The sequence below is a fragment of the Erythrobacter sp. SCSIO 43205 genome (genome assembly GCF_019904235.1).
Classification (GTDB): Bacteria; Pseudomonadota; Alphaproteobacteria; order Sphingomonadales; family Sphingomonadaceae; genus Erythrobacter.
On sequence record NZ_CP063202.1, the window covers coordinates 406,978 to 433,472 of the forward strand.

The 26,495-nt window shown below is 58.0% G+C and carries 23 protein-coding genes and 1 tRNA gene; 10 read left to right on the forward strand and 14 right to left on the reverse strand.

All coding sequences use genetic code 11. From position 1 onward, the window contains the following. Positions 1 to 14: 14 nt before the first annotated feature. Positions 15 to 1,670: a peptide MFS transporter gene (locus tag INR77_RS02065; protein ID WP_223072296.1), complete on the reverse strand. Its 1,656-nt coding sequence runs from the start codon at positions 1,668 to 1,670 to the stop codon at positions 15 to 17. A gap of 226 nt (positions 1,671 to 1,896) precedes the next feature. Here INR77_RS02065 and INR77_RS02070 point away from each other — a divergent pair, with 226 nt between their 5' ends. From INR77_RS02070 to INR77_RS02100, 7 genes are all read left to right on the forward strand, one after another. Further along, positions 1,897 to 2,235 (forward strand): GntR family transcriptional regulator, encoded by a 339-nt coding sequence (locus INR77_RS02070; RefSeq protein WP_223072297.1) that lies wholly within the window; start codon positions 1,897 to 1,899, stop codon positions 2,233 to 2,235. Positions 2,236 to 2,449: 214 nt separating this feature from the next. After that, positions 2,450 to 2,731, forward strand: a complete 282-nt coding sequence (locus INR77_RS02075) for an integration host factor subunit beta (RefSeq protein WP_223072298.1) — start codon at positions 2,450 to 2,452, stop codon at positions 2,729 to 2,731. A 119-nt stretch (positions 2,732 to 2,850) separates the two neighbouring features. Beyond that, positions 2,851 to 2,937, forward strand: a tRNA-Leu gene (locus tag INR77_RS02080). 183 nt (positions 2,938 to 3,120) lie between these two features. After that, positions 3,121 to 3,783: a PilZ domain-containing protein gene (locus INR77_RS02085; RefSeq protein ID WP_223072299.1), complete on the forward strand. Its 663-nt coding sequence runs from the start codon at positions 3,121 to 3,123 to the stop codon at positions 3,781 to 3,783. Positions 3,784 to 3,946: 163 nt separating this feature from the next. After that, on the forward strand, positions 3,947 to 5,551 hold the full coding sequence (locus INR77_RS02090) for an NAD(P)/FAD-dependent oxidoreductase (RefSeq protein WP_223072300.1): 1,605 nt from the start codon (positions 3,947 to 3,949) through the stop codon (positions 5,549 to 5,551). After that, entirely contained in the window at positions 5,551 to 5,988 is a 438-nt protein-coding gene (locus INR77_RS02095) for a GtrA family protein (RefSeq protein ID WP_223072301.1), read from the forward strand. The genes INR77_RS02090 and INR77_RS02095 overlap by 1 nt, the downstream gene beginning before the upstream one ends. Positions 5,989 to 5,992: 4 nt before the next feature. Next, positions 5,993 to 7,780 (forward strand): hypothetical protein, encoded by a 1,788-nt coding sequence (locus INR77_RS02100; protein ID WP_223072302.1) that lies wholly within the window; start codon positions 5,993 to 5,995, stop codon positions 7,778 to 7,780. A 38-nt stretch (positions 7,781 to 7,818) separates the two neighbouring features. Here INR77_RS02100 and msrB read toward each other — a convergent pair whose 3' ends face one another. The 4 genes from msrB to INR77_RS02120 all read right to left on the reverse strand — a co-directional run bounded on the left by msrB (position 7,819) and on the right by INR77_RS02120 (position 12,129). Next, positions 7,819 to 8,325: a peptide-methionine (R)-S-oxide reductase MsrB gene (msrB, locus tag INR77_RS02105; RefSeq protein WP_223072303.1), complete on the reverse strand. Its 507-nt coding sequence runs from the start codon at positions 8,323 to 8,325 to the stop codon at positions 7,819 to 7,821. Between the two features lie 85 nt (positions 8,326 to 8,410). Next, positions 8,411 to 9,760: a cytochrome P450 gene (locus INR77_RS02110; protein ID WP_223072304.1), complete on the reverse strand. Its 1,350-nt coding sequence runs from the start codon at positions 9,758 to 9,760 to the stop codon at positions 8,411 to 8,413. A gap of 123 nt (positions 9,761 to 9,883) precedes the next feature. Then, positions 9,884 to 11,146, reverse strand: coding sequence for an ABC transporter permease (locus INR77_RS02115; protein WP_223072305.1), 1,263 nt, complete (start codon positions 11,144 to 11,146; stop codon positions 9,884 to 9,886). Next, positions 11,143 to 12,129: an ABC transporter ATP-binding protein gene (locus INR77_RS02120; protein WP_223072306.1), complete on the reverse strand. Its 987-nt coding sequence runs from the start codon at positions 12,127 to 12,129 to the stop codon at positions 11,143 to 11,145. Before INR77_RS02120 ends, INR77_RS02115 begins: the two co-directional genes overlap by 4 nt. Before the next feature lie 70 nt (positions 12,130 to 12,199). On the opposite strand from INR77_RS02120, the gene queG reads away from it, so the two are divergent. Next, positions 12,200 to 13,252 carry a tRNA epoxyqueuosine(34) reductase QueG gene (gene queG, locus INR77_RS02125; RefSeq protein ID WP_223072307.1) on the forward strand — a complete coding sequence of 351 codons (1,053 nt, stop codon included), beginning with the start codon at positions 12,200 to 12,202 and terminating at the stop codon, positions 13,250 to 13,252. Here the strand turns inward: queG and INR77_RS02130 are convergent. The 6 genes from INR77_RS02130 to INR77_RS02155 form a co-directional block, all read right to left on the reverse strand. Further along, positions 13,249 to 14,403 carry a CaiB/BaiF CoA-transferase family protein gene (locus INR77_RS02130; RefSeq protein WP_223072308.1) on the reverse strand — a complete coding sequence of 385 codons (1,155 nt, stop codon included), beginning with the start codon at positions 14,401 to 14,403 and terminating at the stop codon, positions 13,249 to 13,251. The genes queG and INR77_RS02130 overlap by 4 nt on opposite strands. A gap of 12 nt (positions 14,404 to 14,415) precedes the next feature. Next, a complete protein-coding gene (locus INR77_RS02135; protein ID WP_223072309.1) occupies positions 14,416 to 15,666 on the reverse strand; it encodes an NAD(P)/FAD-dependent oxidoreductase in 1,251 nt (416 codons plus the stop codon). 75 nt (positions 15,667 to 15,741) lie between these two features. Then, complete coding sequence (locus INR77_RS02140) at positions 15,742 to 20,421, reverse strand: NAD-glutamate dehydrogenase domain-containing protein (protein WP_223072310.1); 4,680 nt, start codon at positions 20,419 to 20,421, stop codon at positions 15,742 to 15,744. Between the two features lie 131 nt (positions 20,422 to 20,552). Then, the gene (locus tag INR77_RS02145) at positions 20,553 to 21,545 is read right to left on the reverse strand and encodes an LLM class flavin-dependent oxidoreductase (protein WP_223072311.1); all 993 of its coding nucleotides are present in this window, start codon (positions 21,543 to 21,545) and stop codon (positions 20,553 to 20,555) included. Between the two features lie 10 nt (positions 21,546 to 21,555). Next, positions 21,556 to 22,410: a lipopolysaccharide assembly protein LapB gene (locus tag INR77_RS02150; RefSeq protein ID WP_223072312.1), complete on the reverse strand. Its 855-nt coding sequence runs from the start codon at positions 22,408 to 22,410 to the stop codon at positions 21,556 to 21,558. Positions 22,411 to 22,425: 15 nt separating this feature from the next. Continuing rightward, entirely contained in the window at positions 22,426 to 23,157 is a 732-nt protein-coding gene (locus tag INR77_RS02155) for an alpha/beta fold hydrolase (RefSeq protein ID WP_223072313.1), read from the reverse strand. Between the two features lie 82 nt (positions 23,158 to 23,239). On the opposite strand from INR77_RS02155, the gene INR77_RS02160 reads away from it, so the two are divergent. Both INR77_RS02160 and INR77_RS02165 read left to right on the forward strand, forming a co-directional pair. Next, a complete protein-coding gene (locus INR77_RS02160; RefSeq protein ID WP_223072314.1) occupies positions 23,240 to 24,904 on the forward strand; it encodes an alkaline phosphatase in 1,665 nt (554 codons plus the stop codon). A 49-nt stretch (positions 24,905 to 24,953) separates the two neighbouring features. Beyond that, positions 24,954 to 25,295 carry a hypothetical protein gene (locus tag INR77_RS02165; protein WP_223072315.1) on the forward strand — a complete coding sequence of 114 codons (342 nt, stop codon included), beginning with the start codon at positions 24,954 to 24,956 and terminating at the stop codon, positions 25,293 to 25,295. 69 nt (positions 25,296 to 25,364) lie between these two features. On the opposite strand, the gene INR77_RS02170 is transcribed toward INR77_RS02165, so the two are convergent. From INR77_RS02170 to INR77_RS02180, 3 genes are read right to left on the reverse strand one after another with little or no spacing between them, the layout of a single operon-like run. Beyond that, a complete protein-coding gene (locus INR77_RS02170) occupies positions 25,365 to 25,559 on the reverse strand; it encodes a helix-turn-helix transcriptional regulator (protein ID WP_223072316.1) in 195 nt (64 codons plus the stop codon). Further along, entirely contained in the window at positions 25,556 to 25,978 is a 423-nt protein-coding gene (locus INR77_RS02175; RefSeq protein WP_223072317.1) for a hypothetical protein, read from the reverse strand. The genes INR77_RS02170 and INR77_RS02175 overlap by 4 nt, the downstream gene beginning before the upstream one ends. Continuing rightward, positions 25,978 to 26,157 (reverse strand): hypothetical protein, encoded by a 180-nt coding sequence (locus INR77_RS02180; RefSeq protein WP_223072318.1) that lies wholly within the window; start codon positions 26,155 to 26,157, stop codon positions 25,978 to 25,980. Before INR77_RS02180 ends, INR77_RS02175 begins: the two co-directional genes overlap by 1 nt. Between the last annotated feature and the right edge of the window lie 338 nt (positions 26,158 to 26,495).

The window sequence follows — 26,495 nt, forward strand, 5'->3', positions numbered from 1 at the left end:
CCACTCGTTTTTGTTTAGGCGTTTGTCGCGGTCACCACGGACTCTTCTTCCATGGAACCGTCGTCGACATCGTCGGCGAGCGTGTCGAGGTGCATCAATTTCTTGACCAGCGGGCTGACGATGCAAACCACGATGCCCACGCCTGTCGCCACAAGGCCCATGGCCCAGTAAATCTCAAGCGCAGCATCACGCGTCATCTCGCCGCCTTCGCCTTGGCCCATCAGCGCGCCCATCGCACCTGCGACAAAGTTGCCGCCTGCGGTGCCGAAGAAGAAGGCTGCCATCATAAGGCTCGCCATATGCTTCACCGACAAACGGTTGATCGCTGAGAGGCCCACAGGGCTAAGACACAGCTCACCCGTGGTGGACAGCAGATAGAAGATGAAGATGAACAGGACAGGCGTCAGGAGGACGCCCGCGTCACTGGCATTGCTGAAGTTTTCAGCGCCCCAAACGGTGACGATGAACGCCAAACCCATCTGCGCGATACCAAGGCCCATTTTCGCAGGGGTCGAAGGCTCAATCCCGGTACGCGCCATCCACTGCCACAAGATCGCGAACACCGGACCCAATAGCACGATGTAAATCGCATTTACCGATTGGAAGAAGGTGGTCGGAACCCCGCCGCGATCAACATAGCGGTCGGTGAAGAGGTTCATCGAACCACCAGCCTGTTCAAACAGACCCCAGAACAGCGGCATGAGCAGGATGAAAAAGATCATCGCATAGACCCGCTCGCGTGCCTCTTTATCGAGCTTGAAGCTTTCATAAAGAACATAGCCAAGCAGCGCGATGCCGGAGACGAGCAGAATGCCGCCGACCGCTTCCTGATACTGGATCAGCACCCAGATCAGCGCGACACCGGCAAAACCAACGCCGTAAAGCAGCCATTCGAGATTGAGGCCAGCGACCTTCTGTTTGAGCTTTGCGGGCACTGGCGGTTCGCCATTTCCACGAAGCAAGCTCTTGCCAAGGACAAACACCACAAGGCCAAGCAGCATACCAAATCCGGCAAGCCCGAAGCCAAGCGCCCAGCTCACCGTCTCACCAAGATAGGCGGCGATCAGAACACCGGTGGCAGCGCCAAGGTTAATCCCGACGTAGAAAATTGTGTAAGCCCCGTCGCGGCGCGTATCGGTGCGGCTGTACAATTGGCCCACGAGCACGGAAATGTTGGCCTTGAGGAAGCCCGACCCGACGATGATGAGCGCCAGAGCAAGCCAGAAAACATTGAGCGTTGGATCGTTCGAATATCCCGAACCATCGCCTTCAAACGCCATGAAGAAGTGGCCGAGCGTGAGCAAAATCGCGCCAAAGGCAACCGCTTTGCGCTGACCCAGATATTTGTCCGCGAGCCAGCCGCCAAGCACGGGCGTGATGTAAACAAGGCTGGTATAAGCGCCATAGATCAAATTCGCGCTGCCATCGGAATAGAGCCAGTGCTTGACCAGATAGAGGATCAGAAGAGCGCGCATCCCGTAATAGGAAAAACGCTCCCACATCTCGGCAAAGAAGAGCATATACAGGCCCTTGGGATGGCCCATGACCTCTTCTTGCGGGCGCGTCAGCGCAAATGCGCCCGCAACCAGAAATCCTGCCAGCGTGACAGACGCAATCAATGCCGCCCAGTCGGCATAATTCCACAATGCAATGTCTTTGAGCTCGCCCATGTGCGTACCCGATCCCTCATATCTGTTTTGCTCGCCTCTTTCGCGAGCCCCATTGACCGGGCACACTAGCGCGCATTTACCTTATGTGAAGCTTTTGTTTCGCGCTTGCCAAATAATATTGCGCTCCGGCAGGCAAGCCCCGTCTTGGCGCGAGCTCGGCTTGACGCGCATCGCTGTATTATGGCACTGCTACGCTCAACGAGGCACTTATGACCCAAGAAACATCATGACGCAGGCTAGACCTGTATATCTCAAGCTGCGCGACCAAATCGCGGCGGCCATCATCCAAGGCGATTATGCCGAAGGCGCGATGCTGCCTTCCGTGCGCGCGCTCGCGGCGGAAGAAGGTGCCAATCCGCTGACCGTGGCCAAGGCCTATCAGCAGTTCCAAAATGATGGTCTGGTCGAAGTCCAGCGCGGCGTTGGAATGTATGTCGTGAAAGGCGCCGCCGATGCCCTGCGCAAGCGCGAGCGCGAGCAATTTCTGGCCGATGAATGGCCCGAAATTCGTCAACGTATGAGAAGGCTGGGCATCGACCTTGCTGACCTGGTGGCGCAAAGCTGAACCGGGCTCGTTATGCCCCTATCGCATGGGTCCGTTTTGGTTAAAACTTCGCTGAAGTTTGACTTGCATAAACCTTGCAAATGCTTGGTTTTTCTGACACTGATTTGGGTATCGACCGGTCTTCGGGTGCGGGCCGTTATGCAATCGTGGTGCTATGCGCGCCGCTCTTATCTGGTGTACGCGCAGGTGCTCCATCCAATGCTCGGAGGGCAAAATGATACGATCCGAACTCCTCGCTGAACTTCACAAGGACAATCCCGACCTTCGCGCCGACGAGATTGAGCAGGTCGTCGATATCTTCTTCGATGAAATAACTCAGCGCCTTGCCGAAGGTGGTCGGGTCGAATTGCGCGGTTTTGGGGCTTTTTCCACCCGCGAACGTGAAGCGCGCGTGGGTCGCAACCCTCGCACCGGCGAACAGGTAAACGTGCCCGCAAAGCGCGTGCCTTATTTCAAGGCGGGTAAAGAGATCAAAGCGCGCCTCAACAACGAGTGATGCTTCGCCATCTGTAAGCTGGCCTTGCAAAACGCTTTGCTTTCACAAGCCCGTTGCTCTCGTAAATTTGTCTGCTATTTCGCCCTGACTTGATGCGCTGTGCTTTTCGCAGTGCAAAAGCGGGTGTGGCGGAATGGTAGACGCCGGGGACTTAAAATCCCCTGATCCTATAGATCGTGTGGGTTCGAGTCCCACCACCCGCACCATTCTCTACAAAGGATAAAAACCCCTACGCACAACTGCGGCAGGGGTGCTTAGCACCCTTCTAAACCGAACTCACCTAAATCGCACGTTCGACAAATACCGTCATTGGTGCCTCTTTTCAGGCGCTGTTTTTTGAGGTGAGCGCAATGGAGCATCCAGCCACGAACGCGAATACGGGCAGGAATTTGGCCCACAAGCCAGACCCTGCGCTTCCGGCGAGTTTGGCTTGCGAGCGTGCCTCAATGCTTCGGGTGATCAAACCCCGGGCCGCTCGCCAGAACCTTCTCACGCGCCCGGCGAAGCTAGTGACCGCCACAGGCGAATTTGTCTGCGTCATTCGCAACATCTCAAAAAGCGGGGTCAAGCTTCACCTGTTCCATGATGAGCCCATCGGCAAGATAGACGAATTGCACACCGGATCAGGCCAGATCGCCAGGATGCGGCGCGTGCGGCAAGAGGGCAGCGATGTCGCTTATGAATTTGTCGAGAAGATCGATCTTGATGCATTTGTAAGCGCCGTTTCGCCCTTTCCCAAAAGAGCGCTTCGCCTCGCGCTATCCTTTCCCGTTATCGTCGCATCCAGAGGCAGGAGGTTTGAGGCGACCATTTGCGATCTGTCACAACACGGGGCGCGGATCTGCTGCGAGGGTGATTTTGCGATTGATCAGACGCTTGGCATCGAGGGCGACTGGCCGGGGATTGGCTTTGGTCCGGTGCAGGGCAAAGTGCGCTGGAGGCGCGATAGCTCCTTTGGATTGCGCTTGGAAAAGCCGATGCAGCTTGCTGAATTTGCGAAGCTTGCCGCCCGGCTGCAATGCCCTGCTTTGTTGTCCTGTGACGAATCCTAAACAGATTGGCCCACTCCAATTTCTCCGAAAAGCGGTGTTTTTACGCATTTCGCCCCATTTGTTTACGCCTCGCTAACCAATTTCCTTCACTCCCGGTTTTGAAGCGACCGCAAGGGCGCATGGCCAAAGGTGCAAGCCGCCTTTACTCAAACGGGGACCAAACATGGCGCAAGCGCGCGATCAAAAACCGGGCACGTTCAACTGCGACGTGGCCATTATCGGAGCAGGGCCCGCAGGGCTCACCGCTGGCTATTTGCTGACCAAGCAAGGCAAGTCGGTCGTCATCATCGAGAAAGATGAAACCTATGTTGGCGGCATCAGCCGCACGGTTGAGCACGAAGGTTACCGTTTTGACATTGGTGGGCACCGGTTCTTTTCCAAGAGCCAGGAGGTCGTTGACCTTTGGAATGAGATCCTGCCCGACGACTTTATCCAGCGCCCCCGCATGAGCCGGATTTATTACGAGGGGAAGTTCTACTCCTACCCCTTGCGCGCGTTTGAGGCGCTGTGGAACCTTGGCATTTTGCGCTCCACCGTCTGCATGGCGAGCTATCTCAAATATAAGCTGTTCCCGATCAAGGATGTGAAGAGCTTTGAGGATTGGACGACCAATCAGTTCGGCAAGAAACTCTATTCGATCTTCTTCAAAACCTACACGGAGAAGGTGTGGGGGATGCCGTGTGATGAGATGAGCGCCGATTGGGCAGCGCAGCGCATCAAGGGCTTGTCGCTTTGGGGCGCGGTGATGGACGGGCTCAAGCGCTCGCTTGGCCTCAACAAGAAACCAAACGATGGGCAGGAGGTTAAAACCCTGCTCGAAACCTTCCGCTATCCGCGGCTGGGGCCCGGCATGATGTGGGACGCGGCACGCGATCACATTCTCGCCACCGGTAAAGGTGAAGTCCTCATGGGCCACGCGCTTGAGCGAGTGTCGGACGATGGCAATGGCTGGACCATGACCGCGAAAAGCGAGAATGGCACAGCGCAGATTAACGCCAAACAGGTCATCAGTTCTGCGCCCATGCGCGAGCTTTCCAAGCGCATTCACCCGCTGCCGCAATCAACGCTTCAGGCGGATAATCTGCGCTATCGCGACTTTTTGACCGTTGCCCTGATGGTGAAGAGCGAAGACCTCTTCCCTGACAATTGGATCTATATCCATGATGAGCGCGTGCAGGTGGGCCGCGTCCAAAACTTCCGCAGCTGGTCGCCGGAAATGATTCCGGATGAAAATATGGCCTGTGTTGGACTTGAATATTTCTGTTTCGAAGGGGACGGCCTGTGGTCCTCCTCTGATGAAGACCTGATCGCTCAAGCGACGCGTGAAATGGAAATTCTGGGCCTTTGTGACCCCGCTAGGGTCGTCTCTGGTGCGGTTGTGCGTCAGGAAAAAGCCTACCCCGTCTATGACGACGATTACGAAGCGAATGTCGATGCGATGCGCCGCGAATTGGAAGAAAAGCACCCGAGCCTGCACCTTGTCGGGCGCAACGGGATGCACCGTTACAACAATCAGGACCATGCAATGATGACCGCAATGCTGACGGTGGAGAACATCCTTGCTGGCAAGCGCATTTACGACACGTGGTGCGTCAATGAGGACGCCGAATATCACGAGGCAGGTGACGAGGGTGCGGAAAAGGCGCTGCCCTTGGAAGACACGATGCCTCTCACCGAAGATCAGATCGCCGCGCTCACTTCGATGCGCGCCGTGCCAGAGCGGATTGCAACTCATGAGCCTCAAGAAGAGGTTCGCAAGAGAGCCTGATGCGATACCGTCGCCCCCTGATCTTCAAAATCACGGACATTCGCTTCGTGCGATATCTAGCGGTGAGCGTGGGTGCGCTAGCCGTTGATTTCGGGAGCTTTTTGACGCTTCTGGCGCTTGGGGTTTTGGCAACGCCTGCCGCGGCGCTCGGATATTCATTTGGCATCCTTGCGCATTGGTTCATGTCGAGCAGAGCCGTCTTTCATGATCGGGTGGCGGAGCGCGGCGGAGCCCGTTCACGGCAAAAGGCGCTGTTCGTCATTTCCGCACTTGTCGGCCTTGGCCTTACCACTTTGATCGTGGGTGCGGGCGAATGGAGCGGCATCGATCCGCGCGCTGGCAAGCTTGCCGCGATCGTGATCAGCTTTGGCGTTACCTGGATGATCCGTGCCAAAGTCGTTTTCCGCGAAGAGCCCGCGCCAAGTGTGAGCGCATAGTGCCATGCTCGAAGAGCGCCGCCGAACTGCCTTTCCGCTGAACTTCCTCATCAAAGCAGGCATTGTCTGGGCCTTCGTCAGCGTGCTGATGATTGTGGCCAATTGGAGCGCAATCACCACGCTTCACATGGGCGATCCCGACGACGTGCTGCGGCTTATCCAGGTGCGCGATTTGTTGGCCGGGCAAAGCTGGTTTGATGTGACGCAGTATCGCGTTGATGCACCCGGTGGCGGCGTCGCAATGCATTGGTCCCGGCTGGTCGATGTGCCCCTTGCGATTATCATTCTGGCGCTAAGCCCGATTTTCGGCACGGCTATGGCGGAGACGATCGCGCTGGTCGCAGTGCCGCTTATCACGATGGGCTGTGTAATGCTGCTCGCCTCGCGTATCGCGTGGCGGCTTTGGGGCGATGAGGAAGCAATATTCACGGCGCTTATCATCGTTGTTTCGATCCCCGTCCTGTTTCAATTGTCGCCTTTGCGCATAGATCATCACGGATGGCAGCTGGTCTGTGCGTTGGCGGCAATGAATGGCCTTCTTGCCCGTTCGCCATCACGCGGCGGCTGGATCATCGGTGGCGCCCTTGCTTTCTGGCTGGCGATCTCAATCGAAGGCTTACCGCTCGCCGCGATCACTTTTGCGGTGCTGGGCTTACGGTGGCTTCGCGACCCGGCCTCAAAGGACTGGGCCATCAACGCTATCCAATCTTTGGCAGTCGTCAGCGCATTGCTATTCCTCGCAACGCGCGGGATCGGTGATTTGGCGAGCTATTGCGATGCCATAAGCCCCATGCATCTTGCGATGTTCGCTTGGGGAGTGGTGGTGCTGACACTGCTGGGCCGGGCTTCGAAACCAAGCCTGGGTTTGACCTTGACCGGGTTCGCGGTTGCAGGGGGTGGGGCTCTCACTATCCTGTTCGCCCAAGCGCCTGTTTGCGTCACCGGCGGCGGCTTTGCGCAAGTTGATCCGTTGGTTGCAGAAACTTGGCTCACCAATGTGAAAGAAGGTCGGCCCTTGTGGGAGCAAGCCCTTGCCATCGCGCTCCAATATCTCGCTGCGCCTCTTATCGGAATTTACGCCGCTATTCAGCTTGCCCGCCGCTTCCATGACGGGTTGAAGCCGTTCTGGACCGATTACGCGCTTATCCTGGGCGGGGCTCTTTTGGTTTCGATTTTCGTTTCGCGCACGGGCGCGGTCGCCTGCGTTCTCGCAAGCCCGCTGATCGGGTGGCAGGTGCGCCGTTGGCTCAAAGCGATCCGGAAGATGAACAGTCCCTTGCCGCGCATGGCGGCAATGATCGGTGTCGCTTTCGCGCTTCTGCCAGCGATCCCCGCGCTAATCCTGACCAGCGCCATGCCGCTTCGAGCATCGGTTGGCGGGGCGGAAGATGAACCCGTTCGTGTTGCCGATTGCCGGGTTCAGGATACGCGTGAGGCGTTGGCGAAGCTTCCCAAGGGTGAGATTTACGCGATGATGGATATTGCGCCCGAACTGCTCTTGGTGAGCGATCACACTGTGCTTGCCACCGGGCACCACAGGGGCGATGCTGCGATGAAGGTGCTGATTGAAACGGCGCTTGGAACGCCCGATCAGGCGCGTGAAACGCTGAACGAGCGGGGGACGGGCTATGTGGCCGTATGCCCTGCTCTCAATGAACCGCGTACCTATGCGCAGATGGCGCCCGATGGTTTTGTGGCGCAATTGGCGAGTGGCGACGCGCCGCAGTGGCTAGAGCCCGTTGCGATGCCAGAAGACGCCGGCCTCAAGCTCTGGCGCGTTATGCCGGAATGAAGTCTCCCCGGCTCATGCCGGAATAAAGTCTCCCCGGCTCATGCCGGAATAAAGTCTAACGCAACGCCGTTGATGCAGTGGCGTTTGCCGGTTGGGCGCGGGCCATCGCCAAAAATGTGTCCCAGGTGCCCGCCGCAATCCGCGCAATGCACTTCGGTGCGAGGATAACCGATCTTGTAATCGGTCGACGTGCCCACCGCGCCCTTGTCGATTGCCTGCCAGAAGCTTGGCCAGCCTGTGCCGCTGTCATATTTGTGCGCGCTTGAATAAAGGCGGTTGCCGCATCCAGCGCAAGCGAATGTGCCGCGACGCTTTTCATCGTTGAGGGGCGAGGAATAGGCGCGCTCTGTCCCTTCATCGCGCAGAACGTAATACTCCGAGCGAGTGAGCGCACGCCGCCACTGTGCCTCGGTTTTTGTAACGCGGAAGTTGCCCTTGGCGGTGCGCGCCTGAACTTGCGATCCGCACGCGCCCAGTAACGGGATCGCAGCGGCAAGCGCGCTGGTCCCGAGGAATGTACGGCGGTTGGTCATTGTCTTTGGCATTTGAGCGTCTTTTCCCATCACTGGTTTCACACAGTGAGATACGGATCGAGGGCCCAAATGGTTACATTATCGCGCATGAACAGGGTCAAAACTCGGTGATTTCGACCTCAAGCTTGCGGAAGCCGTGAACGAAATTTGCGCGCACACGCTCAACATCGCCTGCCACATGAACGCGCATCCGGCGCTTATGCATTTCTTCCAAGAGGATGCGCAATTGCAGTTCAGCCAAACGCGCGCCGACGCAGCGGTGGATGCCATAGCCAAAGGCAATATGCCGCTTGGCGTTTTCACGGCGCAGGTCGAGTGTGTGGGGATCAGGAAAGATTTCTTCCTCGTGATTGGCGGCGATGTACCACAGGACGACCTTTTCACCCGCCTTGATGGTCTTGCCAAACACTTCGGTATCCTCGGTGCAGGTGCGGCGCATATGCGCAAGCGGTGTCTGCATCCGCAGCATTTCCTGAACCGCGTTTGGAATGACGCTGGGGTCTTGTTCAAACACTTTGCGCTGATCGGGGAATTTGTCGAGCGCATGAACAAATCCGCTCATCGAATTGCGCGTTGTGTCATTGCCGCCAACGATCAGCAGGACGAGATTGCCCATGAATTCCTCTGGGCGCATCTGGTTCATCGCCTCTGAATGGATCATCATGCTGATCAGATCATCGCCGGGCTCTTTGTCATTTGTGCGCTCAATCCAGAGCGTTTGGAAATAGGCGGCCATTTCATGGAGGAAACTCCAGCGCATTTCATCAAGCTCACGGATCGAGGCAAGCTCTGTGTCGCCCGACCAATCCGACCAGAAGGTGAGCAGGCGCCGGTCATCCCATGGGAAACCAAACAGAATGGCGAGCATCCCGGTGGTGAGCTCGATTGAGACTTTATCGACCCAATCGAAGACTTCGCCGCGCGGCAGAGAATCGAGCAATTCGCCGGTGCGCTGACGGATTTCCGGCTCCATGGCGCTCATGCCCGATGGCGTGAATTTGGGAGCCACAGTGCGGCGTTGTCCGGTGTGCTGAGGGCGATCCATGGCGATGAACATCGGCAATTCGCGCCGCTCGGTTCCCGCTTCTTCAAGCTCTTTATCAGTGGGATTATCAAGAATGGTGATCCCGCCATGCTCCCAGCTTGAGGAGAAAACTTCGGGCAGAGCTTCGATGTGCTGTATCGCCTTGTGCCCGACGACTGCCCAGTGCGGGCCATAGGGGCTGTCATCAATCCAATGGAGAGGCCCTGCGGCCTGCATCTCGGCTACAATCGGCTGCCACTTGTCTTCAAAATAGATGTCGGAGCGGCTTAGATCCCACTTGTGAGGGTGGTGCAGACGGTTTTCCGGATGCTCGGCAAGGTGCTTCGTGATCGCTTCGTAAGCGGTCGGCGAAGTGCGCACTTCTGGCCGGGCCGTGGGATTTTCGGGTGCTACAGTAGCCATGTCTCTCTCCTCTCAGGAGGCGCGACTCTTCCCATTCGCACTCTCCCCTCACGCCGCATCCTGCCCTAACTGACAGCAATGTCAATTGAGTTTTAATTGGCCACTTAAACGCCGCGCAAAGTTTCACGACGCGCGCGAAGCGCGGCGGCGAAAGAGAGCGCGGCGCTTGTTCCTGCCCGCGCCGCCCGATTTCATCACTCGTTTGCGGAACAGAAGCGATCCGCCTTTAACCAGCAACACCACCCAGACCGCTTGCCAGGCAAGCGCTGCGATGTGGGTCCATAATGTCTCTTCCAAAGCTGCGCGTGCGAGCATGGCAAAGGGTGAGGAAAGCGGGAAGGCAATCGCTCCCATTTCCAGCGCCGAGCCGGGTTGAGTGATGGTGTAAGCAGCGACGAAGAACACCATAAGCTGCATCATGGTAACCGGCATGGAGAGGGTCTGCACCTCGCGCACCGTGCTTGCCATCGCCCCGATGGTGAGAAACAGCGCGCCGAGCAGAAGGTAGGCCATCGAGAAATAAAGGACGCCTAGCGTCAGAAACGCGCCCCATCCCACCGCAGGGCCGGGAAGGTTACGATAGTCGGTTTGCGTGACAGTGACGATTGCGTCTTCGGCAATTGCCCAAAAGCCCCATCCAATCGAACCCCACACGGCAATTCCGACAAAGGATACGCCGAGCATCGCGAAAAGCTTGCCCATGAAAACAGCATCCATCGGTATCGCGGCCGCGAGAATTTCGATGACCTTATTGCCCTTCTCCTCTGCTAGATTGGAAAGCACCATTCCAGCGAGCAGCATGGTCAAAAGAAACATCACCATCTGCGCGGCTTGCGCGGTGCGAATGCGGTTGGTGCGTTCCGATGCCGCGCTCGAAGCAACAGTGGTTTTGGTCGAGCTGGGGAAGTTGAGCGGGTTTGCAGCGAGCGCATCTGCCGCCATCAATTTGACCGGGCCGTTCCAACGTTCGACTTGGCTTTCGGTCCCGACGACTTCCGGCGCTTCAAGCGATCCGGTGACGATTGCCGCGTAATTGCCGCGACGTTCTTCCATGAATGCCTTGGCATCAAAGGCAGGATCGTCCTTGGCCTCGCTCACTTCGCGAAGGATCGGTATCGCCCCGCGTAATTCGGGACCGATGCGCTGGCTTGCCGCTATCATGGCAGCATTGTCCTCACCACTCATGGCAAGACCGACTTCAAGCGCGACTGCCTCGCGTGACACTTGCCCGCCAATACTTCCGGCAAGCCCCCCCACGAGGACCGGGAATAGCGGGCCGACGAGGAAGAATAGGAAAGCGCGGCTGAACAGAACGGCGATGAAATCGCGGCGTGCAATGACCCATGCGGCCTCAAGGCGCGAGAGGCGGGAGATATCGTGGCTCATTTTCCCTCTCCTTGACTGTCGGCCTCAAGCTGGCGCGCTGCCGCCTCGCCTGCAATCGCGACAAAGGCATCATGCAGACCGGCGCGCTCAATCGAGAGCGAGAGAATACCAGCATCCCCTTCAATCAGTGTCTTGAGCAGCGGCTCAACGCCTGTTTCGGGAAGCGGGAAGTAGAAAAAATCCCCTTCACGCCGGGTTTCTGCTGGAAGCGCCGAAGTCCACCCGCCTTCGCGTGCGCGCGTCTCAAGACGCACCTGCGCCGGGATGCGATCACGCGCGGTTTCAACGCTTCCCGCATATGGCACTTTGCCGCCTGCGATAATGGCAACACCTTCGCACAATCGCTCTGCATGGTGGATGACGTGGGTTGAGAAGATCACGGTAACGCCATCTTCTGCAAGCGCGCGGATCATGCCCTCAAGCTTGCCCTGATTGATCGCATCGAGGCCAGAGAAAGGTTCATCCAGCACAACCAGACGCGGCCGGTGAACCAGCGTGCCGAGCAGTTGCACGGTCTGAGCCATGCCTTTGGAAAGCTGGCGAATGGTGCGATTTGCGGCGTGGGCGAGATCGTGCCGCTCAAGCAGTTCCATACCGCGCTTGCGCCCTTCTTTCAAAGGCAGTCCGCGAAGCGCGCCCATAAAAGCAATCGCCTCAATCGCTTTCATCGCAGGGTAAAGCCCGCGCTCTTCAGGCAAGTAGCCGATCAACCGGCCAATATCGTGCGGGCGGTCATGGCCAAAGATCATGCGCACGCCTTCGTCGGGGTCAATGATGCCAAGTAGCATCCGCAAGGTCGTCGTCTTGCCAGCACCATTAGGGCCCAGCACGCCGTAAATCGCGCCTTCGGGAACGGAAATGTCGACCCCGTCCACTGCTTTCGTGCCGTCAAAACTTTTGACAAGGCCACGCGCTTCGATGGCGAGCGGGCGGGCGTCAGTGTTGACGTCAGTGTAGCTGCCTGCGGCATTGTCTGGCGTCATTCGATCATCTACCTGCATATACATGAAAGCGGCAGTTAACGAGCGAAACTGAACGGGAGCAACCTCAAGCATGGTTAACGCGCGCGCAACCTCTACCATCACCCACGCTATTGAAGAAAAAGCGCGCGAAATCGGTTTTGCGAGCGTCGGCTTCACTACAGCTGCCGAAGATCCTGTGCGCGCAAGGCGGCTTGAAGAATGGTTGGGTGAGGGACGTCATGGCACGATGGAGTGGATGGAGGCGCGCCTTCACCACCGCCGCTCACCCCAAGGGCTTTGGCCAGATGCGCGTTCTGTCATTGCGCTTGGCATGAGCTATGCGCCTGCGCTTGATCCATTGGCGTTGGAGACGCACGGCGAGCGGGCTCGCATCTCTGTTTATGCGCAAGGGCGCGACTATCATGACGTCGTGAAGAAGCGGCTGAAAGCACTTGCACGCTGGCTGGTGGAGCAAGAGCCTGAGAGCGAGCTTAAGGTCTTCGTCGATACAGCGCCCGTTATGGAAAAGCCTTTGGGCGAGGCGTCGGGGATTGGTTGGCAGGGCAAGCACACCAATTTGGTGAGCGCTCAGCACGGCAGCTGGCTTTTTCTGGGAGCGATTTACACGACGCTGGAGCTTGAGCCATCCGAGCCGCACCGCGATCAATGCGGATCGTGCCGCGCGTGTTTGGACAGCTGCCCTACCAATGCCTTTCCAAGCCCCTACACGCTCGATGCGCGGCGCTGCATTTCTTACCTCACAATTGAGCACAAGGGTCCGATTGCGGAGGAATTTCGAGAGGCCCTTGGAAACCGCATATACGGTTGTGACGACTGTCTGGCAGTGTGCCCTTGGAACAAGTTTGCATCCGAAGCCTATAGGGCGAGCGAGTTTTTACCGCGCGCCGAACTCACCGCTCCGCGATTGGCTGAATTGCTTTCCCTCGATGATGCAGGGTTCAGGCGGCTGTTCTCGGGCTCCCCGATCAAGCGGATCGGGCGGGATCGTTTTGTGCGAAACTGTCTTTATGCGGCTGGAAATAGCGGGGATGCGGCGCTGCTTTCGCAAGTCGAGATGCTGACACAGGACCCTGATCCGGTGGTGGCCGATGCTGCACGTTGGGCCAAGGCGAAGCTGGCTTAACTTTCGTCGTTGTGTTCGCCGAGGCGCGGCGCATGGCCGAGGTCGCCTTGCTGCCAATCACTGAACCGGTTGGGGTCGCGCATCTGGTAAAGCGCGCCTTCGCTGGGATGCTCGCAGCGTTCGAAGAAGCCGGTTTCATTGAGGTGTGGATCGTGGATCACATCGTTCAAATCGACCGCTGGCATACATGGGATATTGGCGGCGCGCAGGATTTCGACGCATTCATCTGTCGTCTTGGTCAGCGTCAATTCGCCGATGCGCGCGTATAACTCGGGCGCAGCGGCGACGATGTTTGCTGGGTCACGCCAGCGTTCGTCCTCGGCCATTGTCTTGTCGCCCAAGAGGCCAACCACCAACGGGAAGTGCGGGAGGATATAAGGCACGATGCTGATCCAACCATCCTTGGTTTCAAACGGCTGACGATTGGGGTCAACCTGTCGCCCGTAAGCGGCATCGCCATTGGGTGGATCAAAGGTTTTGCCGTCCAAATGCTCCTTCATCATGAAGCTTGTAAACGCTTCGAGCATGGGGACTTCGATACGCTGGCCGCGGCCAGTGCGAAGGCGGTGCGTGATCGCAGCCATCACCGCATAGGCGGCATGAAGCCCTGCGACCTTGTCCGCGATAAGCGAGGGGAGATAGCGCGGGCGTGTGTTGCCATCGACGCGCGGCAGAAGTGACGTCGTGCCGCTCGCGGCCTGAATGACGTCATCGTAGGCTTGAAGGCCAGCATAGGGCCCGCCCGAACCAAAGCCGACGCAGTGGACGTAAATGATTTCGGGGTTAAGCGCGCGCACCGCATTATAATCAAAACCGAGCCGCCCAATCGCGTCTTCGCGCACATTGTGAATGAACACATCGGCATCTTGCAGGAGTGTCTGGAGCCGCTCCACATCGCCTGATCGTTTAAGGTCCAGCATCACGGACTTTTTACCGCGATTGAGCGCGATAAATCCGGGGCCCATGCCGGGGGTCTTGGCGGGCTTTGCCCCGTAGCGATAGACATCACCGCCCGGTGCCTCGATCTTGGTGACCTGTGCGCCATAGTCGGCGAGGATCTGGGTCGCATAGGGGCCGAAAACAACACTGGTCAGGTCAATGACCTTGAGCCCTGAAAGCATGGGCTGACCGTCGTTTGGCTCCACTCCCATGCTTTGTCCTTTTTACATCATCTCTTTGATTGGAACGTCTGTGTCTGCGAGAAGCTCTGGATCAATCTTGCCCGGCTCGCTTTCGAGAAGTTTGCGCGCCTGAACGTAGTCCTTCATCGTGCCGACACAGTCAAAGGCGATGGGCCGCCCTTCTTTCATGTAAACCACGGTGAATTTGCGCGTTGCAGGGTCGCCGCGCAGCACGGTTGCATCGTACCCGGTGTTAAGGCCAGCGGTTTGAAGCTTCAGGTCATACTGGTTCGACCAGAACCACGGCAGAGCCTTGTAGGGTTGTTTCTCTCCCGCAATAGCTTTGGCCACGGTGTTCGCCATGTCATTGGCGTTCTGCACGGACTCCAGCCTGATAACAGCGCTATCGGCGTAAGGGTTGGCGTGGGCTGCGCAGTCGCCAATCGCAAACACATCGTCCAGCGTCGTGCGGCAGAACACATCGACATCGACACCGTTTGATCCCGCTGCGCCCGCTGCAATCAATGGAGCGACTGCCGGGATAATGCCAATCCCGACGATCACCATGTCCGCTGGCAAGGTTTCGCCATTGTCGAGGAGCACGCCGGTCACGGCTCCATCCTCGCCAACAATCTCGCTCACCCCTTGGGACAGGCGAATATCGACCCCCTGACGCCGATGTTCCTCGGCGTAAAATTCTGAGACGGGAAGGCCGGCCACGCGTGCGAGCAGGCGGTCCTGCATTTCAACCACAGTGACTTCGCAACCCATTTTGCGAAGCACGGCCGCGGCTTCCAGTCCGATATAGCCGCCACCGATCACGACTGCGCGTTTAGCGCCAGCCTCTAGCGCGGCCATCATGCCATCGGCATCGGCCTTGTCGCGCACGTAGAAAATGCCTTTGAGGTTTGCGCCGGGAATGCTGAGACGCCGAGGGTCCGCACCGCCTGACCAGATAAGCTTGCGATAGCCCACTTTCGCGCCGTCTGAGAGCGTCAACTCATGCCGCATCCAGTCGATTTCAGTGACCCCGGCACCGAGGCGAAGTTCAACCCCTTTATCGGCCCAGAATTTTTCCGGGCGGATCATGATCCGCTCAAACGTCTTGTCGCCTGCAAGGTATTCCTTGGACAAGGGCGGGCGTTCATAAGGGGCAAGCTTCTCGCGCCCGATCATCATGATCGGACCCTCATGCCCTTGTTGCCGCAGGGCAATAGCGGCCTGTGCCGCGCCGTGCCCGGTGCCTACGATTACGACATCGGCTGAGCCGGAAGAAGCTGTTGCATCACTCATGCCGAGGCGCATCACCCAAAAATTGACCTTGCGTCAAGTCACAAGCGCCTAGACAAATAGGCAGCCCAAGGCGCGTTACCGTTCCAAAAGGTTGCGCGCTTGTGCTGCTATCTGGGCAAGCGCGGCGGGTGCGACCGGGGGTGAATTTTGCGCCCGAGCGAGCATTTGGCGGAATTGCGCAATCGCTGGCGCATTGGCCTCAGCCCACTTCGCAATCGCGCTTTGAAGGTCTTTCTTGCCCGCTTTTTTTGCCGTCAAACGGCGCAGGAACTCAATCCGCATATGCTGAAAATCGCGTGCAAGCCCATCGACGAGCAGGCGCTCCCACACGTCTGAAGGCGACATATGCGCCGCCACCCCTTGCGCCCAATCGATGCCAATGCGCTTGCCAATATCGGCAAAGGCATGGGTGAGGGTCGCAGGGTCAAGCTTGGTCTGGAGCGCCAGGTTCGCAATGCCAACCGAACCGTCGAAGTCGAACAGGTCAGCGACCCGTCCGGCCAGATCAATGGGCGCGCCGCTCTCTGCAAATTCAGCGCGAAGCTCGTTCGAACGGTCCAGCGTATTGCCTTGCAAAAGCTCGGCGCGTTGTTCGCGAAGGATAAGCACGCCTGGTTTCAAGGCTTCGACCATTGCGGCCACTTCAACCCGGCCACCCGTCGTGCGCAGCACATCGGACATGAGATTGCCCACTGCTGCTGCGAGCCGTTCAAGTAAGCTCACCCGCGCGGTTTCCGGCATGGGTGTTGCATCGATATCTGCCCACAAGGCTTTCAGATCAAAAAGCCGCTCGACCACCACAAATGCAGCCGCGACATCGCTTAGTGAAACGCCCTCTTCCTCTGGCAATTCAAACGCATGGATAAGCCCCAGGCGGTTGACGATGCGATTGGCAAGGTCGGTTGCGACAAGCTCACGCCGCAATTGGTGATCGCGGATATAAGAGGTGAATTTATCCTGCATGGGTGCAGGGAACATCGCGACGAGATTGCTTTCCAGCACCGGATCATCGGGCAGTCCGCTGGCTTCAATCGCATCTTGGAGCGCGAGCTTGCATGAGGATAACAGCACTGCAAGTTCGGGCCGCGTCAGCCCCTTGCCATCGGCAGCGCGCCGCACATAGGTTTCGCTCGTCCCAAGCCCTTCGGTGCGCCGGTCAAGTGCACCCATGCCTTCCAATTGCTCGATCAAGCGGATGTAGGAGGCGTTGGATGCCGCACCCCCAGCTTCGGCAATCGAAAGGGCCAATGCCTGAAGCCGGTTGTCCTCAAGCACAATCTCGCCCACCTCATCGGTCATCTTGGCGAGCAGCGCATTGCGCGCCTTGGTGGTGATAGCGCCGTCACGTGTTGCTGCAGCAAGAGCGATCTTGATGTTTACCTCATTGTCAGAGCAATCGACTCCTGCCGAATTGTCGATGAAATCGGTGTTGATGCGCCCTTCGTTAAGTGCAAACGCAATCCGCCCGGCCTGCGTAATGCCAAGGTTCGCGCCCTCGCCAATAACTTTGGCGCGCACTTCATCGGCGTTCACGCGAATTGAATCGTTACCGGGATCGCCGACCTCGACATGGTTTTCAGTCGGCGCCTTGATGTAGGTGCCGATTCCTCCAAACCACAAAAGATCAATTTCAGCCTTGAGGATCGCGGAGATTAGCGCATCGGGCCCAATCTCGCGCGCGTCCAGCCCCAGCATATCCGCCGCCTTTTTCGACAGCTTGATGCTTTTCGAACTGCGTGAATAAACCCCGCCGCCTTTCGAAATAAGCTCGGCGTCATAATCTTCCCAGCTCGACCGGGGCAGCTCGAAAAGGCGCTTGCGCTCTTTCCAGCTTGCTGCGGGATCGGGATTGGGGTCGATAAAGATATTGCGGTGGTCAAAGGCCGCAACGAGTTGAATGGCTTTCGACAAAAGCATCCCGTTACCAAACACATCGCCCGACATATCGCCGCAGCCAGCGACGCGGATGGTGTCTTTTTGAACGTCTACGCCTTGTTCAAGGAAATGCCGCTGAACGCTTACCCATGCGCCCCGCGCGGTGATCCCCATCGCCTTGTGATCGTATCCGTTTGAACCACCGCTGGCGAACGCATCATCCAGCCAGAAGCCGGCCTCTTCTGCGAGTGCGTTGGCAGTGTCAGAGAAGGTGGCCGTACCCTTGTCGGCGGCAACCACGAAATAAGGGTCTTCGCCATCGTGCACGCGCACGGCTTTGGGGTGTACCACTTTGCCATCGACGATGTTGTCGGTGACCGACAGGAGCGTGCGGATGAAGACCTTATAGCTTTCGCGGCCCTCATTGAACCACGCATCGCGGTCTATAGCGGGCGAGGGCAGTTCCTTGGGATAAAAGCCGCCTTTTGCGCCCGAGGGCACGATCACCGCGTTTTTGACCTTCTGAGCCTTCATCAGACCCAGAACCTCGGTGCGGTAATCATCGCGCCTGTCCGACCAGCGCAGTCCGCCGCGCGCCACCGCGCCAGAGCGCAAGTGAATGCCCTCCACCCGCCGTGAATAGACGAAAATCTCGCGCCAAGGCACGGGCTTGGGAAGGCCCGGAACGGCGTCCGATTTGATTTTGAGCGCAAGCGCCTCTTCGGCGGCAGGGGCAAAGGCATTGGTGCGCAGCACTGCGTCAATCACCGCGCGGTAAAGCCGCAGCAAGCGGTCGTCATTGATCGCGGAGACTTTAGACAGACCACGCTGATAGTGGCTGCGTGCAGTTTCAATTGCCGCTTCGCGGTTTTCACCAAAGTCGGGATCGTGTTTTGCCTTGAACAAGGCGATCATCGCCGCCGTCACATCGCCAGCACGCTCAAGTGTATCGACCACTGGATAGATGGTGAAATTGATCCCCGTCTGGCGCAAATAACGATAAATCGCACGCATCCATACGGTTTCAGCCGCAGCAAGGCCGTTGGTGACGACAAGACGGTTGAACGGGTCGTTTTCCGAATGGCCATTGAGCACTTCGGCAATCGCAGTTTCAATCGCTTCGGCGCGTTCCAAAAGGCCGTCCGCACTCGTGCCTTGCGGCGCGATCAGCGTGTATTCGTGGATCGTGCCAAGCCGCGCTTCATCGAGCCGCGTTGGAACTTCGGAAAGAACGCGAAAGCCGAAATTCTCCAGCACCGGCACCGCATCTGAGAGCGCGACGCGCCCGCTCACGTGATAAATCTTGAGCCGCAAATCGCCGCGCGTATCATTATCGAGCTTATAAAGACGGCACCGTCTCGCCTCAGGCGCATCGCTGCTGGCGATGGCGTGAATTTGCGCGATGTCGAGCGCGGCCTCTGCCGGGCCGTAACGCAGGCGGTATCCGGGCGGAAAACCCTCCGCGTAACGCTGTGCAATCGCTGAGATGCGCGTGCTTTCGAGCGTTTTGGCAAGTTCGTTTTCGACCGCCTCGCCCCAGCCTTTGAGAAGGTCAACCAATTGCGCTTCGATAGCGCTGGCGTCCGGCATTTTGGCAATCGAACGCGAATCGAGCAGGAATTGCAGCCGCGCAACGGGGCTCCCGTCCATGTCGATCGACCAGCTGAGCATATCGAGGCCGGTTGAGCCGGTCAGAAGCTCTTGTATCTGCAAGCGCACTTGAGTCGACAAATTGTCGCGCGGCAACCAGACGAAAGCAAAGACGTGCCGAGCAAGCGGGGATTTGACTAAGACGACACGTGGGCGCGGGCGGTCGCTAAGGCTCATCATGGATGTTGCAAGACGGGTAATATCGTCACGCTCAAACGACACCAGCAAATCGCTTGGAAGCGCGGTTAGCGCGTGCGTGAGAGCTTTCCCGGCATGGCCTTGCGGGTCAAAGCCCATCACCTGAGTCATCGCACCAAGAGTGTCGCGAAGGACCGGCACCGAGGAAGGCGGCGCGGCAAGCGCGGCGCTGGTCCAGACACCTGCATGGACGTTGAGGGCTGTGACCTTTTTTTCGTCCCGAACAGGCACAAGAAACACATCAAGCGGCACGCGGCGGTGAACATTGGAATGTTGATTGGCTTTCACCACCAACATATCGCGTGCGGCCGTTTGCTTGTCGAAATACTCAAACGCGCGGTCGTAGGACGCATCGGCAAGGATGGCGCCTGCGCTCTTGCGGCAAATGCCAAGCGCATCCTTCACTTCACCAGAACGGCTGCGCGTGATGGAGCCAAGCTGAGTCAACATTCCTTTGTTGAGCCATTCAAGCAGCTCGGCGCTGTCACTGGTGCCAAGGCTCTTGGCGCTCTTGTCCATTGCATCCAAAAGCTTTGGCCAATCGGTAACGCTTGCGCGCACATCGCCCAGAGTTTCGCGAAGTGCGCTCAGCAATTCTTGTCGCTGACGGGCATCGACGCGCTCTGTTTCGATGTAGATGAAGGATTCTTTTTGCGCCTTTTCAGAGGCATCGCCAATCGCTGTCAGGAGGCCATTATCGTCGCGTACCACCCGCACAATCGGGTGGAGCAATTGCTCAATGCCAAGCCCGTGTGCGGTGACGGTCGATGTGACCGAATCGACCAGAAACGGCATATCGTCATTGATGATCGCAATGCGAAGCCGCCGCTCGCCCGTATTGGATTGCTGCTTGATAACGGCGCGAGACGGTTTGCGCGTTTGGCCTGCTTCAAGAAGGAATGACGCAACGCTTTCGACCGCCTCTTTGGCCAGCCCGGTTTCTCCCGGCAGGGTGGATGCGGTCAGCTGGTCGGCCAAGGCTTTGTGTAATGCCTTGGCTTTGGCTGGCGACAGATCACTGCTTGAACTCATTGCCGAGCGACTCCTCTCTCAGGCCCGATCAAAGCGGCAGCGAATCCCTTGAAATTATGTTTCGCCGCGCTTTTGCGATAATGCTCACTCATACAGGGTGAGTAGTTTCGCTTGCAAGCAGATTTCAGGTCTTAAGCTGGAACCTTCTGGCAGGCATCAAGCGTCAATTCGAGGCTGCGCAGCCGCGCGTCGGGGTCATAGGTTGCCCCGCACAATATGATTTCATCGGCGCTGGTGCGCTGGACGAAAGCGTCGATCTTTTCGCGGACTTGCTCAGGGGTGCCGACGGCTGCGGCCTGCTCCAGATGGGTGAGCATGGCGCGATATTGCGCAGGCAGGCTTTCCTTATAGTCCTCGACCGGCGGTTTGAGCTTGCCGGGCGTGCCGGAACGAAGCGCGACAAAACTTTGCTGCTGACTCGAAGCAAGGGTCTGCGCTTCTTCTTCGGCCTCGGCGGCAAAGACATTCATCGCGACCATGACGTGAGGCTTTTCAAGCGTTTCTGAGGGCTGAAAGTCGCGGCGATACACTGCAAGCGCGCTATCGAGGTGATCGGGGGCAAAATGCGCGGCGAAGGCGTAAGGCATACCAAGCTTTGCCGCGAGTTGCGCGCCGAACAGGCTGGAGCCGAGCATCCAGAACTCGACATTCGAACCAAAGCCCGGAGTCGCCCTGATCGGCAAATCCATATCGCTTGTCAGAAGCGCGCGCAGTTCGACCACGTCTTGCGGAAAGTATTCGGATGCCTTGTGCAAATCCTTGCGAAGCGCGCGTTGAAGCTGCGGCCCTGCTCCCGGAGCACGGCCAAGCCCAAGGTCGATGCGTCCCGGAAAGAGCGCGTCCAGCGTGCCAAACTGTTCGGCAATCTGAAACGGGGTGTGATTGGGCAGCATAATGCCGCCTGACCCGATGCGGATGGTGCTTGTCGCATTGCCGATATGGGCGAGCACAACCGAAGTCGCGCCCCCGGCGATCCCCTCCATCGTGTGATGTTCGGCAACCCAAAAGCGTTTGCACCCGATGGCTTCCGCATGGGCGGCAAGCCTGGTCGCATTGCCGAGCGCTTCAGCAACGCTCCCTCCTTCGCGCACGGGGACAAGGTCGAGTACCGAAAAATCAGTCATTAAGCCTCCTTTAAGAGGGTTCAAGCTGCGCCAGATAGTCTTGCGCGGTCAAGGCTTCGGGCGCGCTTGGCGCCGTGTCTATCACCGACTGCCAGCTTTGCCGCGCAGCATCATCGCGCCCGGAAAGCACGGCGATTACGCCCGCTTCAAGTCCGATGGCGGCATCTTGTGGCGCAATCGCGCTTGCCCTTTCAATCGCGGCTTGCGCCTCATCTAGTCGCTCAAGCCGCCGCAAAAGTGTTGCTTTCAAGAGCCAATTGTTCGGGTCTTCGGGCATAAGCTGTGTTGCAAGGTCTAGCTCGCTCAAAGCCTCTTCAGGGCGCTCTAACGTGACCAGAACCCGCGCAAGATCGCTTGCAACGATCGCCTGCATAGGAGCAGAGGCTGACGCCTCAGCGTGCAGCTTGGCAGTGGTGAGGATGTGCAAGGCGCTTTCGTAGTCTGAATCAGCAACCGCAGCATTTCCCGCCATCGCGCCGAAGCGTGCTTTCGCGCTTGGCTCATCGTCGGGCGTTTCATCGCGCGCGGCGGCAAAGGCTTCTCTTGCATCGCCCCACATTCCCAATTCGGTTGAGGCAAGCCCCAAACAGTGATTGGCAAGGATACGCTGGCGCCCGCTGGTTTCATTGCGGCGAACCTGCGACAAAGTATGCGCGCGCGCAGCCTGTTCAGGAAGGAACGCCAAACATTTCGCAAGCCAGACCGTGTCGGGATTATCCTCAATCCCGCGCTCAAGCGGATTGTCGCGCGGGTTTCGCTCTGGCCGGTTTACAAGCTCATCCGGGGGGCCAAGATCATTCCCGATATGCGGGTTGGGGCCGACCTGAAGGGCAAGCGAAAGCAGGATGGGGGAGATCAAATCCAAGGGGGGTTCATTCCATCAATAAAAGCTGTCCACCACCGCCAAAAGCTGAGCAATGTCAGCTTCGCGCGAGAGGCGGTGATCGCCGTCTTTAATAAGTGTCACCTGTACATCGTCCGAACGAAGCGCTGCGGCGAGTTTTATGCTGATCGCCCACGGCACATCGTCATCGCGCTGTCCGTGGAGGAGGCGCACGGGTGCATCCACTTTGACCTCTTCATAAAGCCGCAAATTATCCTGGGCATCGGCGTAAAAACCGGGATGCGTTGGTGTGGGCTCAGGGCCGTATGGGTTGTCTTCCAGAACCACTTCGCCAGCCAGCAAGCGGTCGCGCTTGTCCTCGCTAAAGCCCCAAACGGTGAAGTCGGGGGCCGAGGCGATCCCGATGATGCCGGCGAGGCGCTTATGCAATGCCTCCCCCACCAAAAGCATCAGCCAACCGCCCATCGACGATCCAACAAGCAGCACTGGCCCTTCGACGTAAGCGTCGATCAACGCCATCACCTCTTCGCGCCAGCGCGACAAAGTGCCATCGGCAAAGTCGCCCGAACTTTCTCCGCAGCCTGTATAATCCAGCAGCAGGCACGACCGCCCCTTGGCCACTGCCGCGTCAAAGATTGCGCTCGCCTTGCCGCCCGCCATGTCGGACATATAGCCGGGAAGGAAGACGAGGGTGGGGCCATTGCCGGACGTATGGCGGAAAGCGACCTTCCTGCCATCGCCCATTTCGTGAAATCGTATATCGCTCATGGTGCGCTTATTGCCCGCTCACGCCTGCGATGCGCAAGTGTTGTCATGGTTCCGCCACGGATTGGCGGTACGCAGCGTGGCTATGATCAAAACCGACTCGCTTGCGCAGCCCAAATCATCGTCCACAAATGTCACCCGCAGAGGCGTTTTCGCCCTCGCCGGGGCGTCAGCCGCCGTGGTGGCAACACCCTCTACAGCCAAGTCCTTTGGCACAGGCTTCACCCATAGCGTCGCCAGCGGCGAACCCAGCGCCAGCAGCGTGCTATTATGGACCCGCTATGTTGGTGATGAGGCAACCACGCTCCAATGGCAGGTGAGCGAAAGCGCCAATTTTGCCGACATCGTGGCACAGGGCGAGGTAACTGCCACCCCATCGCGCGATTACTGCGCCAAAGCGATTGCCACAGGCCTTTGGCCTGACCGCTGGTATTTCTATCGCTTTGTGGCACCGTCTGGCGCAACCTCGCCCGTCGGCCGCACGCGCACTTTGCCGCAAGGGCCCACGTCCAAATTCCGCATGGCGGTGTTTTCCTGCGCGAACTTCGGCTTTGGTTATTTCAACGCCTATGCCCACGCAGCCGAGGTCAACGATGTCGATCTCGCGGTGCACCTTGGCGACTACATTTATGAATATGGCGGGGACACCTATCCTAGCGAAGACCAGCGTCACCCTGACCGCAGTGTTGCTCCCGGCAATGAGATCGTCGCTTTGGCCGATTATCGCCAGCGTTACGCCTCCTATCGCGCTGACCCGGATTTGCAGCGCCTTCATCAAGTCCTCCCTATGATTGCGGTGTGGGACGACCACGAAAGCACTAACGATTCATGGAAAGACGGCGCACAAAACCACCAGCCAGAGACAGAAGGCAGTTGGGAAGTGCGCAAGGCTATCGCCAAGCGAGTGTACCGCGAATGGATGCCGGTGTCGGACGAACCCTACGCCGCATATGACGTGGGCGATCTTGCCACCTTGATGCGGATCGACACACGGCTTGAGGGCCGCGATGAACAATTCAGCCTCACAGGAATTTTGGCCGGCAAGGATAGCCCGGAGGCGATGGTCGAAGCGCTCATAAAATTTCGTGACGGTGAGTATGTCAATCCGGACCGCCAATTACTGGGCGCAGCGCAAGAGGCGTGGCTGGCAAATGAGTTGCAAAAGTCCACCGCACGCGGCGCGACTTGGCAAGTGTTGGTCCAACAAGTGCTGATCGGCAAGCTTTCGTCACCCAAAGGGATTGCGAGCCTGCTCGGTGATAACGTGCCCGAATTTGCCCGTGCGCGCCTGACCGCCGCGGCGATGGCAGCAGAAGCGGGCGTTCCCCTCAACATGGATGCCTGGGACGGCTATCCCGCCGCGCGGACCAGAGTGTTTGAAGCGGCGCGCAAAGTTGACGCAAATCTCGTCGTGCTTGCCGGTGACACGCACAATGCCTGGGCGTTTGATTTGGCGCATGAAGGCGAGGCCGTTGGCGTTGAATTTGGTACTTCCTCGGTCAGCTCGCCCGGTTTTGAAAGCTATCTTGCGAGCCTTCCGCCCGCCGTTCTCGAAGGGGCATTGGTAAGCAGCAATGATGAATTGAAATGGGCCGATACCTCGCAGCGCGGCTATATGATGGTGGAAATGACGCCAGAGGCCGCGACTTGCGAATGGCGTTTCACCGCCAGCATCAAAAGCCGCTCAGCCAAGCTTGCCGGAACCAAGTCACTCACCACCCTTAAAGATAAGCGGCATCTTGAACTTTGATGGAACGATTGGCCCTCTTCTCCTGTAGCCATGGTGAAGGAGACTTGAAATGCTTAACAAGATTATCGGAGCCAAACTCGGCGGCACCATTGCGAAGAAAGTGACCGGATCGAACAGCACGACCGGTGCCATGATCGGGGCCGCTGTCCCGTTTGTGATCAGCCGGGTGAGCATCCCTGCCATGATCGTTCTTGGCGCAGGCGGATATATGGCGAAACGTTTCTACGACAAACGCGAAGCGGGAAAAGCTGAAGAAGCGAAAAAGGCTTCCAAGAAAACCGCTGCTGAAAAGAATACGGCCGACATCGAAACGCCGAAAACCCGGCCCAATGGCGCAGCACTGATCGCTGCCCAACCTCCCGCAGTTCCGATGGCATCAGGGACAGCGTAAACGCGCGCTCGAATTAAAGAAAAGGGGCGGCACGAGAGTGCTGCCCCTTTTTTGTTGCAGCAAGGACGATTAGGCGTCCCTTTCGAAAATCTCTTCAATCGCTAGCCCAAAAACGTCCGCAATCGCGAAAGCGAGCGGCAAAGACGGATCATAGCGCCCCTTTTCAATCGCATTGACGCTTTGACGCGAAACGCCGAGGCGGTCAGCCAGATCCGCCTGGCTCCAATCTCGCTCTGCGCGCAGCACTTTAAGCCGGTTCTTCACCAGAGGTTCCCCCAGTCGCCAAGCGTGAGCTTGTTATAAAGCGCGCCAAACCCAAGGCCGATAAACCAGAAGAACGCTGCGCCGAACCCGCCATTGCCTGGATGTACGAGGTCGAAGTTTTGGAGCCATTGCCAGATGGTAACGATGGTCAGGCAAAATCCAGTTGCAAACAGGCATTGGCGAACGACCAGCATCCGAAGATATTCGTCACTCTCCTCAGTGATATAGCGCATCACCGCCCAGAACACCCCGATCAACGGAAGCGCCGGCGCAATGGCAAGCGCATAGGCAAGCGGACCCTCGACCGCACCATTGTTGAAGATCCATTTGGCCGTGAACAAGGCGACCAGATAGAGAGTCATCAGCGTCGCCACCCGCACGATGTATCGTTTAACCGCAGGATTTTTGGGGGTGCCCATCAGTTGCAAGCCTTTTTGCAAGAGCGGCGGCGACCTGCCTCAATCGACGCCCAGGCAGCGCCAACGAGCCCCATAGTAATTCCAAAGCTCGCCCCGGTGGTGAGGCCCATTTCGCTGGCGCAATAGGCTGCAACAAGGATCGCGGCGGCCCACAGCATGGCTTTTTGAACGTGTGTCATGGTCAAGTTTCCTTTCAACTATGGAAAGGGCGTTTGACATTGATCCGGCCATTTGTCAAGCGTGCTTTCCATTATGGAAACTCACATTGCCTTTTGCGGGAGTGTTTCATCAACTAAAGGGGTGACTTGTTAACGTAAGCGCCCTATCTGGACTGGCATGGCACTTCTGCTCACAACGACCACAACCACTACCACCTCGGATAACCGGGGGCGGTTGCTGTTGGTCTGAGCCAGCGATACCGCCGCCCGATTTGAGGGCGGAGCGGTGTCTTCCCTCAAATCGGTAAGAACCCAAACACCGCTCTTCCGGTGCGCGCCTTCATGTCCTAAGGCGCTGC